The 14309-nt window shown below is 38.8% G+C and carries 17 protein-coding genes; 12 read left to right on the top strand and 5 right to left on the bottom strand.

What is annotated here, in order from left to right; all coding sequences use genetic code 11:
• Positions 1-42 precede the first annotated feature (42 nt).
• A complete protein-coding gene (locus PZ638_RS10625) occupies positions 43-1068 on the top strand; it encodes a threonine aldolase family protein (protein ID WP_112307110.1) in 1026 nt (341 codons plus the stop codon).
• Between the two features lie 102 nt (positions 1069-1170).
• On the top strand, positions 1171-1926 hold the full coding sequence (locus PZ638_RS10620; RefSeq protein WP_272674165.1) for a DUF4184 family protein: 756 nt from the start codon (positions 1171-1173) through the stop codon (positions 1924-1926).
• Here the strand turns inward: PZ638_RS10620 and PZ638_RS10615 are convergent.
• Positions 1923-2510: a TetR/AcrR family transcriptional regulator gene (locus PZ638_RS10615; protein WP_094960562.1), complete on the bottom strand. Its 588-nt coding sequence runs from the start codon at positions 2508-2510 to the stop codon at positions 1923-1925. The two genes, PZ638_RS10620 and PZ638_RS10615, sit on opposite strands and share 4 nt — an antisense overlap.
• Before the next feature lie 111 nt (positions 2511-2621).
• Here PZ638_RS10615 and PZ638_RS10610 point away from each other — a divergent pair, with 111 nt between their 5' ends.
• From PZ638_RS10610 to PZ638_RS10595, 4 genes are all read left to right on the top strand, one after another.
• On the top strand, positions 2622-3839 hold the full coding sequence (locus tag PZ638_RS10610) for an MFS transporter (RefSeq protein WP_094960561.1): 1218 nt from the start codon (positions 2622-2624) through the stop codon (positions 3837-3839).
• Between the two features lie 65 nt (positions 3840-3904).
• The gene (locus tag PZ638_RS10605) at positions 3905-4396 is read left to right on the top strand and encodes a GNAT family N-acetyltransferase (RefSeq protein WP_094960560.1); all 492 of its coding nucleotides are present in this window, start codon (positions 3905-3907) and stop codon (positions 4394-4396) included.
• Between the two features lie 78 nt (positions 4397-4474).
• Positions 4475-4939, top strand: coding sequence for a YaiI/YqxD family protein (locus tag PZ638_RS10600; protein WP_094960559.1), 465 nt, complete (start codon positions 4475-4477; stop codon positions 4937-4939).
• A gap of 105 nt (positions 4940-5044) precedes the next feature.
• Positions 5045-5698, top strand: coding sequence for a LysE family transporter (locus tag PZ638_RS10595; RefSeq protein ID WP_094960558.1), 654 nt, complete (start codon positions 5045-5047; stop codon positions 5696-5698).
• A gap of 85 nt (positions 5699-5783) precedes the next feature.
• Here the strand turns inward: PZ638_RS10595 and mnmH are convergent, their stop codons facing one another.
• A complete protein-coding gene (gene mnmH, locus PZ638_RS10590; protein WP_164455643.1) occupies positions 5784-6875 on the bottom strand; it encodes a tRNA 2-selenouridine(34) synthase MnmH in 1092 nt (363 codons plus the stop codon).
• 156 nt (positions 6876-7031) lie between these two features.
• Between mnmH and PZ638_RS10585 the strand changes: the two genes are divergently transcribed.
• From PZ638_RS10585 to PZ638_RS10565, 5 genes are all read left to right on the top strand, one after another.
• Positions 7032-7295, top strand: coding sequence for a YjbD family protein (locus PZ638_RS10585; RefSeq protein ID WP_102138563.1), 264 nt, complete (start codon positions 7032-7034; stop codon positions 7293-7295).
• A gap of 82 nt (positions 7296-7377) precedes the next feature.
• The gene (locus PZ638_RS10580) at positions 7378-7911 is read left to right on the top strand and encodes a beta/gamma crystallin-related protein (RefSeq protein ID WP_206277301.1); all 534 of its coding nucleotides are present in this window, start codon (positions 7378-7380) and stop codon (positions 7909-7911) included.
• Between the two features lie 398 nt (positions 7912-8309).
• Positions 8310-9059: a bifunctional NADP-dependent 3-hydroxy acid dehydrogenase/3-hydroxypropionate dehydrogenase YdfG gene (ydfG, locus tag PZ638_RS10575; protein WP_094960554.1), complete on the top strand. Its 750-nt coding sequence runs from the start codon at positions 8310-8312 to the stop codon at positions 9057-9059.
• 82 nt (positions 9060-9141) lie between these two features.
• Positions 9142-9513, top strand: coding sequence for a DUF1283 family protein (locus PZ638_RS10570; protein WP_036957730.1), 372 nt, complete (start codon positions 9142-9144; stop codon positions 9511-9513).
• Between the two features lie 45 nt (positions 9514-9558).
• Positions 9559-9792 (top strand): DUF1161 domain-containing protein, encoded by a 234-nt coding sequence (locus PZ638_RS10565; protein ID WP_036957728.1) that lies wholly within the window; start codon positions 9559-9561, stop codon positions 9790-9792.
• Between the two features lie 72 nt (positions 9793-9864).
• On the opposite strand, the gene bioD is transcribed toward PZ638_RS10565, so the two are convergent.
• From bioD to PZ638_RS10550, 3 genes are all read right to left on the bottom strand, one after another.
• Entirely contained in the window at positions 9865-10539 is a 675-nt protein-coding gene (gene bioD, locus PZ638_RS10560) for a dethiobiotin synthase (RefSeq protein ID WP_004254308.1), read from the bottom strand.
• 142 nt (positions 10540-10681) lie between these two features.
• Positions 10682-11893: an ROK family protein gene (locus PZ638_RS10555; RefSeq protein ID WP_144140056.1), complete on the bottom strand. Its 1212-nt coding sequence runs from the start codon at positions 11891-11893 to the stop codon at positions 10682-10684.
• Positions 11894-11984: 91 nt separating this feature from the next.
• Positions 11985-12896 (bottom strand): LysR family transcriptional regulator, encoded by a 912-nt coding sequence (locus tag PZ638_RS10550; protein WP_036957727.1) that lies wholly within the window; start codon positions 12894-12896, stop codon positions 11985-11987.
• Positions 12897-13021: 125 nt separating this feature from the next.
• Between PZ638_RS10550 and PZ638_RS10545 the strand changes: the two genes are divergently transcribed.
• Positions 13022-14293 (top strand): MFS transporter, encoded by a 1272-nt coding sequence (locus PZ638_RS10545; RefSeq protein WP_004254299.1) that lies wholly within the window; start codon positions 13022-13024, stop codon positions 14291-14293.
• Positions 14294-14309: the final 16 nt, after the last annotated feature.

The raw sequence follows: 14309 nt of genomic DNA, 5'->3' as shown, positions 1-14309 counted from the left end.
ATGGTTATAAATTAATATAACTAGGTATTGGTAGGTAAGTGAATGTATAGCTTTTTAAATGATTATAATGAAATAGCTCACCCTGCAGTTATGCAGACTTTAAATGATTTATCAGGGAAACGTTTCAAAGGTTATGGCACTGATGAGGTTTGTAGCAGGGTCGCGGCTCAAATTAGATTAAGAATTAGCCAACCTAGTGCTGATATTCATTTCTTTAATGGCGGTACAATTACTAATCTGACAACGATTTCCCACGTTTTACGACCTTACCAAGCGGTTATCACCGTAGATAGTGGGCATATCGCCGTTCATGAAACGGGGGCAATTGAAGCGACAGGACATAAAGTTATTACTGTTGACTCACCATCAGGAAAACTCGCACCAGAGCATATCATCAAGGTGCTGTCTGAACATAATGATGAACATACTGTCCAGCCTAAGCTTGTTTATATCAGTAATTCAACCGAAATTGGCACTGTTTACCGTAAACAAGAGTTAGTTGCGCTACGCGAGGTTTGTGACGCTCATAACTTACTGTTATTTATGGATGGTGCTCGCTTGTCTTCTGGTTTAATGTCGAAATATAGTGATTTAACCATTGAAGATGTCGCGAAGTTGACCGATATTTTTTACATCGGTGGAACGAAAATAGGTGCATTAACTGGGGAGATTTTGGTGCTTGTAAACCCTGCATTGCAATCAGATTTCCGTTTTAGTATTAAGCAAAAAGGTGGGCTACAAGCAAAAGGTTGGCTGCTCGCCGCCCAGTTCGAACCACTGTTTAATGATGATTTGTATTTTAAATTGGGAAGTCATCTTAATGAGATGGCATCACAACTCGCTTCATTTTTTGCTGAAAAGGGATTCCAATTTCTTGCGCCCGTAGAGTCAAACCAAGTTTTCGTTATTTTCCCAAATGCACTGGCGAATAAATTATTAACACACTATCAGTTAAGCTTAATTTGTAAGCCGACACCGGAAACCACGTGTATTCGTTTTTGTACCTCGTGGTCAACAACTCAGCAAGATGTAGACAAATTAAAGCAGACTTTCCAAGCTTTACTTTAGGTAATTATCATCCCAGTAAATATTTCCGATATTTCGCCTATATTTATTGGGTTTTATTTATCATGATAGTGGCTTATTGATGACGTTAATGAGCAATTTACCATGCCTTGGACTTTTTCCCATCCTGCAGTCGTTTTTCCGATAAAACAAAGTCGATTTGGGCATTTTTTAAGCTTACCTGCCTTAATTTTAGGTAGCCTAAGCCCAGATCTATTTTATTCAATGATGTGGTACTCGGCAGCCACTACGGCTCATGACTTGATAGGCTGGTTATATACTGGCTTACCATTATGTTTACTCATCACTATTTTTGTACAAAAAAGTGTTTTTTATCTCCACTATGCTGTGCCATTTCCCTTGAAAAACAGGAGTGTAGGTTCATTTCGACAATTTTGTATTGTCGTGCTTTCCTTTTATATCGGTGCGGCAAGCCATATTATCTGGGATGCTTTTACTCATCAGTCAGGGGCTTTTGTTCGGCACGCTGAGTTTTTGCAGCTTGTCGTATTTAACATGACGGATAGCCAAGAAATTGCTATTTATAAATTACTGCAACACCTTGGCTCTTTATTGGGAGCGTTGTACTTGTTGATAAAATACACGCAGTACTACCGTCGGCAATCTGCAATTCAGCAGCAAGAGTATGCGAAAAAGTTAATGGCATTACTCAAGATTGCCATTGTTTCAGGATGTATTTCCTTACCATTTGCCTATAAATTAGACATGAAAGGGGATGTATTTAGTTTCAATCGCTTTGTATATTTAGAACTAACACTACTAGTTCCTGTTTTTTTTACAGCAAGTATATTGTTTGCACTGATAAAATATCAGCGCCAGCGAAAGGCCACGCAAAGTTAGCCTTTTGTGAGTAACAACCCTGATAACATGATATCGATGGCAGCGATACTTTTCTTTAATCGCTGTTGACTATCACTTTGTGAAATCCAATATGCTGCTTCAGCGAGACCGCCATTAATTAAAAAAGCCAATGCATGGGTATCAATATCTTTAATAATGCCTTTTTTGGCAAGCTCATAAAGTAAGCGTTCAATCTGTTCGGTACACTGTAAGTTTGATTTAGCTAAAAAATTGCCTAATACAGCTTTCGCGTCACGCAAAATAATTTGTTGGTATTCGGGCTCTAATGCCATTTCTAAGTAAGCATGACAGCGTTGACAGAAACTGTTCCATAAGTCTTCAGTATGGCGAGTAATTCCTTGTAACCGTGCGTTCATTTGTGAGTCGATTTGCTCAACAACGGCAGTAAATAAGCCTTGTTTGTCGCCAAAGTGGTGGTAAAGGGCACCGCGTGTGAGATTAACGCTTGCTGCAATTTCATCCATTGAAGTTTCTGCATAGCCGAGTCGGCTAAAGTGCTCTCGTGCTGTAGTTAGCAAATTTGCACGTGTTTCCGCCATTTGCGCTTGTGTTCTTCTTGCCATTAAAAACCTCTTACATACATGGCGTATAATTATTTACATTCAATGTGTATGATTATATCATAATTATACATACGTATCGTATGTATAATTAAATTTCATTTTGGAGTTCATATGATAGGTCGCTATCAGCAGTTATTTCAGGCAAAAGAAAACCAGCACTTTGTGATAGCAGGGTTATTGGCACGTTTAGCGTTACCAATGATGGGGATCGGGATCATTACCCTGTTAGCACAATTGAAAGGGAGCTATACCTTGGCAGGGCTTGTTTCTGCCACCTTTGTATTAACTTATGCGTTGCTATCTCCGCAAGTCTCCCGCTTAGTGGATAAATTTGGTCAATTTCGCGTCTTGCCGGTGGTAACTGCTGTCAGTGTACTCGGTGTTTTTATTATCATCATCACTACGTGGTTATCATTACCCGATATCGGCTTATTTATCGGGGCACTGTTAACGGGAGCAATGCCAAGTATGTCTGCCATGGTAAGGGCAAGGTGGACAGCACAGTATAAAGATCAGCCCGTATTACAAACGGCGTATTCATTAGAAACCGTATTTGATGATGCTACGTTTATTGTTGGCCCACCGTTATCTGTCGGGATCAGTGTTGCTTTATTTCCTCAAGCGGGTTTACTGGTTGCAGCGATTCTACTCGCTGTGGGGATGGCTTTGTTTATTTCACAACGCAGCACTGAACCTAAAGTAGTTGTATCTGATTATCTTGTAATCCCGAATAAATCAATTATTTCAATGGTTGGATTGCAGTTATTGATTGTTTTGATGATTGCTTTAGGTGTGATTGTTGGCAGTGTGGATATCTTGAGTGTCACTTTGGCTCAATTACAACAGCAACCGGCGATGGCCAGTTTAGTGTTATCGGCCTATGCAGTCGGTTCATGTGCAATGGGGATCGTATTTGGAGGGTTAACCTTTAACACACCTTTGCCACGCTTACTCTTCCTCAGCGGCTTAATGACGTTTCTTTCTATTGTGCCAATGTGGTGGGTCGTAGGGGTTTATTCTTTATCTGTGGTGGTGTTTATTTCCGGGTTGTTCTTTGCACCGACGATGATCATTGCGATGACATTAGTTGAGAAAATTGTTCCACAAAATAAATTAACAGAAGGAATGACCTGGTTACTTGCTGGGTTAAATATCGGTGTTGCAATTGGTGCAATGTTAACGGGTAAAATGGTGGATACCTACGGCTCTTACGCAGGCTACGCCGTTGCTATCTCTGGCGGTGTTTTAGTTTTAATTTCAACATGGTTGAGTTACTTACGCGATAAAACCCAACAAAAAGTAGCAGTTGAATGCGAAAATGGCCATTAAAAACAACGAAAAAATAAACCATGTAGTGATAAAATCATAAAAAATAATTTAATGAGGTAACCTTAATGTACTCTCCAGTATTTCGAGCGGCCACACTCGGTGATGTTGACTCCTGTTATGCGATTGAAGTCGAATCCTATGAAGGGGATGAAGCGGCAACAAGAGAAAAAATAGCCACGCGTATCCAACAATATCCAGACGGTTTTTTATGTATGGAATTAGCTGGAGAAGTGGTTGGTTTTATTAATGCGGGTTGTGCATGGGAGGTTGTGATGTCTGATGAGGAATTTAAAGAGCTCATTGGACATGACCCAAAAGCACCGAATGTCGTTATTATGTCAGTGGTCGTGCATCCCAAATATCAAGGTAAAGGTTATTCGTCCTTACTGATGAAAACATTTATTAATTCCATGAAGGAGAAGAATAAAGAAACAATTCATCTTATGTGCAAAGAACGCCATATTGACCTGTATAAGCACTTTGGCTACCAATATGTTAAACCGTCAGAATCCGATCATGGTGGAATGACGTGGCATGAAATGGTGATGAAATTGTAAAATGTATTTTCTTAAGCCTGTGATTTTGTTGTCTGGTATCATATCTCATTATATATAATCACTATTTGGGAAATCATAATGATAATTTGGGTAGATGCGGATGCATGTCCAAAAGTAATTAAAGAGGTTTTATACCGTGCAGCAGATAGAGAAAAAGTGCAAATAACATTTGTTGCAAACCAGCGTTTAACGGTACCTCCGTCACTTTTTTTAAAAACCTTACAGGTACCTGCAGGGTTTGATGTAGCTGACAATGAAATTGTGTTGCGAGCCCAAAAAGATGATTTAGTGATCACCGCAGATATCCCATTGGCCGCAGAGGTTATAGAAAAGGGCGCGAATGCATTAAACCCTCGAGGAGAACGCTATAGCGAAGCTACCATTCGTGAGCGCCTTAATATTCGTGATTTTATGGATACCATGAGAGCCAGTGGCATCCAAACTGGGGGGCCTGCAAGTTTAAACCAGAAAGACAGGCAGCAATTTGCTAATGAATTAGATAAATGGTTGTTGCAACGTAAAAAATCATTAGCGTCATCATAAGCCAGCACATTTTCTGATTTAAGCTCAGAAAATGTGCATAGTAAAACAGAATTACTCTCTATGCCGTGACTATAATGGTTAACCTTAAATTTTTGAAGAAAAATAATGGATCCATTACACAGCATTATCATCACGCTATTCTTATTTATACTGACCTTTTTTAATCCTGGGGCAAATTTGTTTATTGTGGTGCAAACCACATTAAGCTCAGGTAAAAAAGCGGGGTTAACCTGTGGCTATGGCGTGGTATTAGGCAATGCCATTTATTCAGGTCTCGGTTTATTTGGTTTGGTCACATTAATGGCGGAATTCGGCTCATTATTCTCACTCATTAAGATTCTGGGTGGTTTATATTTACTTTATTACGCAGTGAGTGTTTTCAATAACAAAACACAACTCAATCTGTCCACCGAAAATACCATGGAAAGTTTTCCATCAGGTGTCTACTTTAGGCGGGGTTTGATTTCTGATTTATCAAACCCACAAACCGTTTTATTTTTTATGAGTATTTTTTCAACGACTATTTCCCCATCAACACCATTATGGACTAAGTTAGTTATTTGGATGGGAATTGTTGTTGCATCACTAATTTGGCGGATAATTTTATGCCAAACATTCTCTTTAACCTCTGTGCGTAGAACTTATTCACGCGTTCATAAAGTTGTCGGCAAAGGCGTCGGGCTAATTCTTGGAGGATTGGCTACAAGGTTGATTTACCAAGGGGTTAGCGAGCTGGTAGTAAAAAAATCACCATTCTAGGTTTTATGATCATGTTCAAGCCATTACGATATAAAATAGCCTCAGACTCCATACGATGAGGCTATTTGTGGTGAAAGAAAATGCATCATTGTTGATCAGTTAGCCAATGTTCAACTTCTTTATAATTACCACGGAAAATGATGCGATGCTGCTTTTTACTTAATTGATAGCAATACATTGGGTCATAGTATTCATTCAACAATGGAATTAACCACGAAAAATGTGTTTGGGTATCACCGGTTGTTTTTTGGTCTGCTAAAGCAAGATCAAGTAAATGGGTTAATTCGATTGTCCGCTGTGAGCCTAAACGTTTGCGAATGGCTAATAGGCCATGGTGCAGATAGTCACTATATTCCTGCCAGCCTCGCTCAAAACCAAAAGTTGCTAAAAAATCTTGCGTCATACGATCAAAATATTCATATTTTAAACGCTCAAGACGTAGCTCAAAGGGGTCTTCAATAATAGCGATTGGCGCTTTTTCCATTTGTGTGCGTAGTTCAAGAGGTAGGCTATTTGCACCAATGGCACGTCCCTCATCTTCCAGTACCCAATGTTGACAGTATTGGGCTTTCTTCAATAAAGTGACCGCTAAGTAATTTTCAAACGTGGCTTGGGAGTGTTGTTGTTGTAATGTACGGCCAAAAGAAGAACCTCGGTGATGTGCGAGACCTTCTAAATCAATTCCGTTCGCGAGTTGATGGACTAAAGTGGTTTTACCATTACCGGTACAGCCGCCCACTAAAACGATAGGCCGCTGAACCAGCTCATTGACGGCATCAATTGCAGTTTGTCGCAATGCTTTATAACCACCGTTAATAAGAGGGTATTCAATTCCCACCTCTTTTAGCCACGATTGCACGATATGGGAGCGCATTCCACCACGCGCACAGCAAATATAACCATGGGTATTTTGTTGGCAGGCTTCTTTCCACGCTGTGATCCGCGCAATTTTAATATCACCACTGACAAGTTGGTGGCCTAACTCAACGGCTTTAGTAGAACCTTGTTGTTTATAGCATGTACCAACGGCAGCACGTTCATCATCATTCATCAACGGAAGGTTAATCGCATTAGGCATCGACCCTTGTTGAAATTCGATAGGAGCTCTGACATCGATGAGTGGTGTGTCAGTAGTTAAGATTTGGCGAATATTTTGCGAAGACGAGGTTAATTCCATAATAACAGCGAGATTCTTTAAAGTTGCAATGAGATTACTATACTCTTAATCCTATTGCTTGGCATTAATGTTAGGCTTAAAACAATGGTTAGTGTTTTATTGCCTAATAATGATATATTGTTGTTAGGTATTTTAATATGAGTAAGGGGTAATACAATGAAGATGTTAACGATTCAAGAAATGACCGAAACTCAAAAAATCCAAGTGCGTACAAGGCTTGCTCAAGAAAGGAAAAAACTTGGCCGTGAATTAACAAATTCCGAGCAGAGCAAAGTAAGGAAACAAATCATTACCGAAATATCTCAAGAAGTCGAAAAGCAAGCGAAAAAATTACGGGCAGAAAAGAAAAAAGATAAGTTAGTTCCCAGCGATGCAAGTTACAGTTGGTCTTCTCAAAATCATAAAAGAGGGTATCGCTAATTTTTAATCAGAGTGTTCCGCTAGTGATTTGCATTAAGTAATTGTAATTTTACGCCATTCAAATCATTAAAAGACCTCAAAAATGAAAAAGATTGCGTTATTATTATTGTTATTCAGTAGTTTTATTGTCGCAAAATCTAATTATCATGGGAAACCATCCCGTAATGATTCTGTTGTTGTGCATGTTTGCGCTTTATCTCCTTTTTCTAACTTCTATGCAGAAGCTGCAATGTCTGAGCAAACAGCGCGACACAAAACCTCTCGACGCTGTGAATTAGGGCAAGGGCAAGGCAGTATTTTCTGTAAAGCTCAAGATGCGAAATGCAGCACCAGTAAATTATCGTTTGGTGATCAATATATTGAAGAAAGCCTAATTGTTTACGCTAAATCGTGGCAAAAGGGCGATTATATTGAAGTATTTGACGATATTCCGTATCTTTCCCGTCACCATTTCTCAGATAAAATAGCCTCTTATACTATCCCTGACGGCTGGATTGTCCGTTTTTACGAAGGCGATAATTATACTGGCAAATACCATACAGAGATGGGCGGTTCGCACAATACGCTAGGATATAGCCAAAAAACTCGCTCAATCAAAATTATGAAACGACCTTAAAAAAGTCGTCGACTGTTATTGCTGGTGGCTCTATTGTTCTCTTTTTTTATTGACGGCTAGATTGAAATTAACTTTTTTATTCTGATTACGGATATGTTCTTTAATTTCTTTCTCTAATAGAGGTAAATCACCCGTACGAATTTTGTCTAATTGAATATCAGGTAGGTTGGTTTGAAGAAGCTTTACGACCCTTGGAGTAAGCCATGTTATGGCATTATTGAGTCACTATATTCTATTTAACATAATATGCATTATGCGAATCAAAGTGTGAAATAAAGAAATCCAGTGTTTTGGCTGGTAATCGTGTTGGCTTGTTTAGGCTCTAAATTTGTGGTTCCCAATAGATAGCGTTAAAATGAAATCACGCTAACACGACAATAACAACTATGAGGTTTTCAATGATTATTTTAGTAACGGGTGCTTCTTCTGGTTTTGGTGAATCAATTGCCCGTCGATTTATCAAACATAATTACACTGTTATTGGTACAGGACGTAGAACAGAGCGTTTAGAAGCCCTCCATAAAGAGTTAGGTGATAAATTTTATCCGTTAACTTTAGATATCCAAGATAGAAAAGCAATCCATGATTCGATTGCAAATTTACCTGCACATCTCAAAAAAATCGATGTTTTAGTAAATAATGCAGGTTTAGCATTAGGTTTAGAACCTGCATTTGACGCCAATCCTGATGATTGGGACGTTATGATTAATACGAATACCAAAGGTTTAGTCAATATGACCTACGAAGTATTGCAAGGCATGGTTGCCAACAATCACGGTCATATTATTAATATTGGCTCTACGGCGGCGAGCTGGCCTTACAAAGGTGGCAATGTTTACGGTGCAACCAAGGCTTTTGTTAAACAGTTTTCACTTGGTTTACGTGCTGATTTACAGGGGAAAAAAATCCGAGTGACTGATATTGAACCAGGCCTAGTCGGTGGAACAGAATTTTCAAATATTCGCTTTAAAGGAGATGATGATAAAGCGGCTAGTACTTATCAAGGCGCTGACGCTCTAACCCCTGAAGATATCGCGGAAACGGTATACTGGGTTGCCACATTACCTGCACATATGAATGTAAATACATTAGAATTGATGCCTGTTTGCCAAACTTTTGCAGGTTTAACAGTACATAAACAGATTTAATTTTTAGTACTATTCTATACAGACGCACTGACACTTTTTTAGCTATACTCAGGTTATCTGTCCTGTTTAGTAAGGAATTTACATGAGTTCACACAAAATGTTGAAAACTGGCTTAACTGCGATTTGTTTATGTCTCCCTTTACTTTGGGCTACATCGTCTTCTGCGGCACAATCCACGACATCATGCACTGCAGGCAGTACTTGCGTTTCTGTGGGCAAAGGCGATGACTCTCTTAATAAAGAGCAAGCGCGTCAAGAAAAGGAACAATGGGATGATACCCGTATGTTGCGCAAAAAGGTTAATACTCGTACCGAAAAAGAGTTTGATAAAGTAGATCAGGCTTTTGATGCAAAAGATAAATGCGAAAAAAGCCTCAATCTAAATGCTTACTGGGAACCGAGCACTAAACGTTGCCTTGATGTAAGTAATGGCCGTCCAATTAATAATCCATAACCTTATAATAGGTTGTCTTATGGAGCTGTTGATCAAGGAGAGAAGATGAAAAAGAAATTGTTGTTACCCTTATTTGCACTGGTGCTAGTGCCAGTTTTTGCCCAAGCTTCATGTGAAAGTGTGATTGAGGAAATTAAACAAAAGATTATCAATAATGGCGTTCCTGCTGATAACTTTAGTTTGGTTGCAGTGCCTAATGATGAAGTTGACTCGTCTAAAGGCCAAGTTGTCGGGCACTGCCAAAATGATTCTTATAAAATCATTTATACTCGTCACTAGGTTACAATTTAGATAGAATCAAGGGCGCTATTTGATGATGGCGCCCTTTTTCTTTTATTGCTTATTAAGTAATTAGTTAGGAATAGCGATAAGTTCTTGCAGTTTATCTGTATTGAGGTAATGCCCTAACTCTTTTTCTTCAGGGCGCAATAAATATGGAATTTCTCCAATTAATGGAGCCTTAATATGATGTTGCAACCGGTCAATTATTTGGGCGTAGTGTGCCAACCCTGGGTTGATGCGGTTTGCCATCCAACCTATTAATGGTAACCCATCGGCTCGAATTGCATCAGCGGTTAATAATGCATGATTAACACAGCCATGTTGAATACCGACGACTAAGATAACACCGACCGGCTGATCTTTTAACCAGTCTGCATAAAAAGTATTATCATCAAGTAGATAGCGCCATCCCCCATTACCTTCGATAACAACCATATCGCATTGATGATGTAAATGGTCTAACCCATGCTTTATTTTATTAAAATCAATGCTATTTTCATGACTGTAATTATCTGTGATACGCACAGGATTAACTTCATCATAGGAAACAAGGTCTTGAGAAACACTGTGGATTAGCAATGCATCTTTATTTCTGATTCCTTCAGGGGTATCAATGCATTGATCCGCAATAGGTTTATAGCCCACGGCTTTAATTCCTTGGCTATTTAGTGCTTGCAGGATGGCAAGCGTCGATACTGTCTTCCCGACATCTGTATCTGTCCCGGTAACAAATAGATTGATCATGGTCTTTTTCTATCCTGAAGTGACAGACTTATACAGCAATAAGCTGCAAAAATGATATGGATTCAGTTTATTGGAATGGGTAAGTGAGAAGTTTGCGTTAGCTCAATTTTGTGTACGATAGTATAAATATTATCGAATTGTTTTAGCCTTGTAATAGTTGTAGTAGTAGAGAACCATCATATAACGCTCTCTGTATTAATGACGTTTCACTATCCTTAACGGTAAATATGGATTTTTCTATTACTAAATTAGATGAATATAGAGGGATTGTATGTTTGTTTATATGATTATGTAAACATTCTAAAAATAACTCAGAATCTTGATTCAATGGGGAGTTTACCAAAATTAGCTCGCTCCCCAATAAATTCACCATCAATCCTAATGGTTTTGCCAACCGTTGAGCAACCTGATTAATAAGATAAACACAAAGGCTATCGTTTGATATTGCTCCAGAGCAAATGTTATCAATTGAGATATTTTTCTGATGTAAATGCGAATCAGGGTAGTTTATTAGCAAACTTTCAGCTTGGTGTAATATTGCAGGAATAGAAGTTTGGGTTTCTAAGCAACCATCGCTACCACAATAGCAAAAGTTATGGTTACAGGGTTCACATTGGGTATGGCCGAATAAAATAGGCCGATGGGTATTTGTATCTAATGTTGTTCCATGGCTTAGCACCATGACATTAACAACATCTTGTAGCTGTAAGTAAATAATATTTTTTTCTTTTCTTTTCTCTTGATGAGAGAAATGATCCATTAACGCTAAAGCATCCACAGGAGGGTGTAAATAAACTGGTAAACCGGTTTGCTTGGTAAGAGATTCCGCTATGGCCAGTTGGTGGATTTTAAAAGATGGATGCTGATAAATAACACCTGTATGAGGATCTAATATACCATCAATAAGAATGCTAATTGCAGTGACTCTTTCTAATATTTTTTGATGGCTAGCAAAAAATTGACTGATTAATTCAGTAAGCGAATCCATGAATTCACTATTGCCTAACGGTGTGAATGGATATTCTGTTTGAGCCAAGGTAACTGCGTTAATTTCTTTCAAGGAAATAATCAGTTTCTGGCCTTCAATACGGATCGCTAGAAATTGCCACCCTTCACTTTCAATTACCAGCCCTACAGCTGGACGCCCACGTAAACCAAGCACTGGAAACTCTAACTCTTTGATTAAGTGAGCATCCATAAGTTCACGTGTAATTTTAGTGATACTGGCAGGCGCAAGCTGAGCCTGTTTTGACAAGGCAATACGCGAAATTGGACCATGTTGATCAATGATACGATATACAATACCCGTATTTAACTGTTTGATTTGGTCAATGTGACCAGTTTGATTCACCATGGTAATAATTCAATTCCTTTATAAAGCAATGAGTTATTATGCCTTAATCTGTGTATGAATGATTTCGTTTACATTGAAAATGTGAACTAGCTCACTCTTGGTTGCCAACAATGTTGGCCATCAAAAGATTTGTTAATTTTTTGGCTACGGCAGGTAACGTTCTACGAGTATTGTAGACTAACCAAACTTCAGATGAAGCATTAATATTAGTGAGTTTTAAGTATTTTACACCATCAATTTTCATTCGTGTGAATGATTCTGTAATCACAGAAATTCCCATTCCCGCGGAAACTAATCCTAAAATGGTCATGGCTTCCCCCGCTTCTTGAGAAATGGTGGGTACCACTCCCGCAGATGTTAACAATTGATTTATTTCATCATATAGTGCGGTACCAACATCACGTTCAAAGAAAATGAATGGATAATCAGCAAGTTGTTGAATATCAACACCAACATCAATAAATTCTAATAATGGATGGCCTTCATAGACGGCAACCATAAATGGTTCTTTAAATAATAGTTGGTAATCCAATTGTTCTGGTAACACCGTATTTCTCATAATACCAATATCAATTCGCCCCGTAATTAATGGCGCTATCTGTTGTTTGGTATTCATCTGATGCATATGAATAGAAACTTCAGGGTAAGCTTCCCGATACTGCCGTAAACTCATGGTAACTTTGTGCATAAATGGCGTAGTTGACGTAAATCCAATAGATAACTCCCCAAGTTCGCCTTTTTCCATGCGAGCTGCTTTTGTCGCAGCCGCATCGACTTGAGCTAAAATTTGATATGCCTCTTTTAAGAACATTGCCCCCGCAGGCGTTAACGCAACGTTTCGATTATTCCTTTCTAACAATTTTGCATTAACTTTCTCTTCAAGCATTTGTATTTGCTGGCTTAAAGGAGGCTGTGAAATATGCAGACGTTCAGCTGCCTTGCCAAAATGAAGCTCTTCAGCGACAGCAATAAAGTATCGAAGATGTCTAAGTTCTATACTCATCTTTTGGTTAATACCCATTAATATGTTTAAAGTATTATTATTAATAATTAATATATTAGACAAAAAACTAGAAAGTTTCTATTCTTTGATCGAAATCAAACGTGTTGGTATGACAAGGAATAAACATGGAACACTCACAAAATAGCCTCACATCTGAGCGGCCTAATGAAGGAATAAGAACACCCTTGCAGGGAAATACCACACCCAAAAAACATTATATACAAAGAGATGATGCGCTGTATTTACGTGTAACCTTATCTTTTTTTACGGTGGGCTTTGCCACATTCGCTTTGCTATATTTTGTTCAGCCAATATTACCTATGCTGTCAGAGGATTTTAATATTTCCCCTGCAACTGCAAGCTTATCATTATCACTGAGTACTGGCTTGATGGCATTAGGTTTACTGATTACCGGGCCAATTTCAGATGCAATAGGTCGCAAAAATGTGATGGTTATTGCATTGGCTTGTGCTGCACTATTTACTCTGCTCAGTTCAGTCATGCAGAGTTGGCAAGGGATCTTAATTGCGAGGGCATTAGTTGGTTTATCGTTAAGTGGCGTTGCTGCTGTCGCTATGACTTATTTGAGTGAAGAGATCCATCCAAGTTATGTTGCGTTATCCATGGGGTTATATATTAGTGGTAATTCATTGGGTGGAATGAGCGGCCGTTTGGTGACGGGAGTGATTGCTGATTTTTATTCATGGCGTGTTGCCGTTGTGATTTTAGGTTCGTTAGCTTTGATCGCGGCTATTGGTTTTTGGCGCTTATTGCCCCCTTCTCAGCATTTTCGTGCGAGTTCTTTAAAACCTAAGAATCTATGGGTTAATTTGCATCTACACTTTAGAGACAAAGGCTTACCTTTTCTATTTATTGAAGGCTTTGTTTTGATGGGTGGTTTTGTCACAATGTACAACTACATTGGATATCGTTTACTTGAAGCGCCTTACTCTTTTTCTCAGTCTACTGTTGGCTTGTTATCCGTTATTTATTTAACAGGGACTTACAGTGCGACTAAAACGGGAAGTTTAATTCACAAGTATGGACTTGGACGAGTGCTCATAGCGTCTATTACTATGATGTTAGTTGGTATTTTAATCACACTATATTCAAATGTTTGGTTAGTGCTGCTAGGAATGACAATACTAACAACGGGTTTTTTTGCAGCGCACTCTGTAGCGAGTAGCTGGGTGGGACGCAGAGCTAAACGAGCACGTGGACAAGCGTCTTCTCTGTATTTATTTAGTTATTACGCTGGGTCAAGTATTGCAGGTACGGTTGGTGGCTTATTTTGGCAACACTTTGGCTGGAATGGCGTTGCGCTATTTATTGCTGGAATATTATTTATCGGCATAGTCATTGCTTACCGTTTGAAATCAATTTGTTATAACCAGTAGATTAGGAACTAATAAA

The organism is Providencia hangzhouensis (assembly GCF_029193595.2).
Taxonomy (GTDB): domain Bacteria; phylum Pseudomonadota; class Gammaproteobacteria; order Enterobacterales; family Enterobacteriaceae; genus Providencia; species Providencia hangzhouensis.
Note: the sequence above shows the minus strand (reverse complement) of the source record. Positions and strands in the feature narration are given on the sequence as shown.

Excerpts from the sequence above, each read along its gene's own strand:
- PZ638_RS10555 (WP_144140056.1), bottom strand. The coding sequence starts at position 11,893 with ATGGTGAATCAAACTGGTCACATTGACCAAATCAAACAGTTAAATACG.
- PZ638_RS10570 (WP_036957730.1), top strand. The coding sequence starts at position 9,142 with ATGAGTTCACACAAAATGTTGAAAACTGGCTTAACTGCGATTTGTTTA.
- PZ638_RS10585 (WP_102138563.1), top strand. The coding sequence starts at position 7,032 with ATGAAGATGTTAACGATTCAAGAAATGACCGAAACTCAAAAAATCCAA.
- mnmH (WP_164455643.1), bottom strand. The coding sequence starts at position 6,875 with ATGGAATTAACCTCGTCTTCGCAAAATATTCGCCAAATCTTAACTACT.
- PZ638_RS10545 (WP_004254299.1), top strand. The coding sequence starts at position 13,022 with ATGGAACACTCACAAAATAGCCTCACATCTGAGCGGCCTAATGAAGGA.
- PZ638_RS10625 (WP_112307110.1), top strand. The coding sequence starts at position 43 with ATGTATAGCTTTTTAAATGATTATAATGAAATAGCTCACCCTGCAGTT.
- PZ638_RS10610 (WP_094960561.1), top strand. The coding sequence starts at position 2,622 with ATGATAGGTCGCTATCAGCAGTTATTTCAGGCAAAAGAAAACCAGCAC.
- PZ638_RS10580 (WP_206277301.1), top strand. The coding sequence starts at position 7,378 with ATGAAAAAGATTGCGTTATTATTATTGTTATTCAGTAGTTTTATTGTC.
- PZ638_RS10595 (WP_094960558.1), top strand. The coding sequence starts at position 5,045 with ATGGATCCATTACACAGCATTATCATCACGCTATTCTTATTTATACTG.
- ydfG (WP_094960554.1), top strand. The coding sequence starts at position 8,310 with ATGATTATTTTAGTAACGGGTGCTTCTTCTGGTTTTGGTGAATCAATT.
- PZ638_RS10620 (WP_272674165.1), top strand. The coding sequence starts at position 1,171 with ATGCCTTGGACTTTTTCCCATCCTGCAGTCGTTTTTCCGATAAAACAA.
- PZ638_RS10600 (WP_094960559.1), top strand. The coding sequence starts at position 4,475 with ATGATAATTTGGGTAGATGCGGATGCATGTCCAAAAGTAATTAAAGAG.
- bioD (WP_004254308.1), bottom strand. The coding sequence starts at position 10,539 with ATGATCAATCTATTTGTTACCGGGACAGATACAGATGTCGGGAAGACA.
- PZ638_RS10565 (WP_036957728.1), top strand. The coding sequence starts at position 9,559 with ATGAAAAAGAAATTGTTGTTACCCTTATTTGCACTGGTGCTAGTGCCA.
- PZ638_RS10615 (WP_094960562.1), bottom strand. The coding sequence starts at position 2,510 with ATGGCAAGAAGAACACAAGCGCAAATGGCGGAAACACGTGCAAATTTG.
- PZ638_RS10605 (WP_094960560.1), top strand. The coding sequence starts at position 3,905 with ATGTACTCTCCAGTATTTCGAGCGGCCACACTCGGTGATGTTGACTCC.
- PZ638_RS10550 (WP_036957727.1), bottom strand. The coding sequence starts at position 12,896 with ATGAGTATAGAACTTAGACATCTTCGATACTTTATTGCTGTCGCTGAA.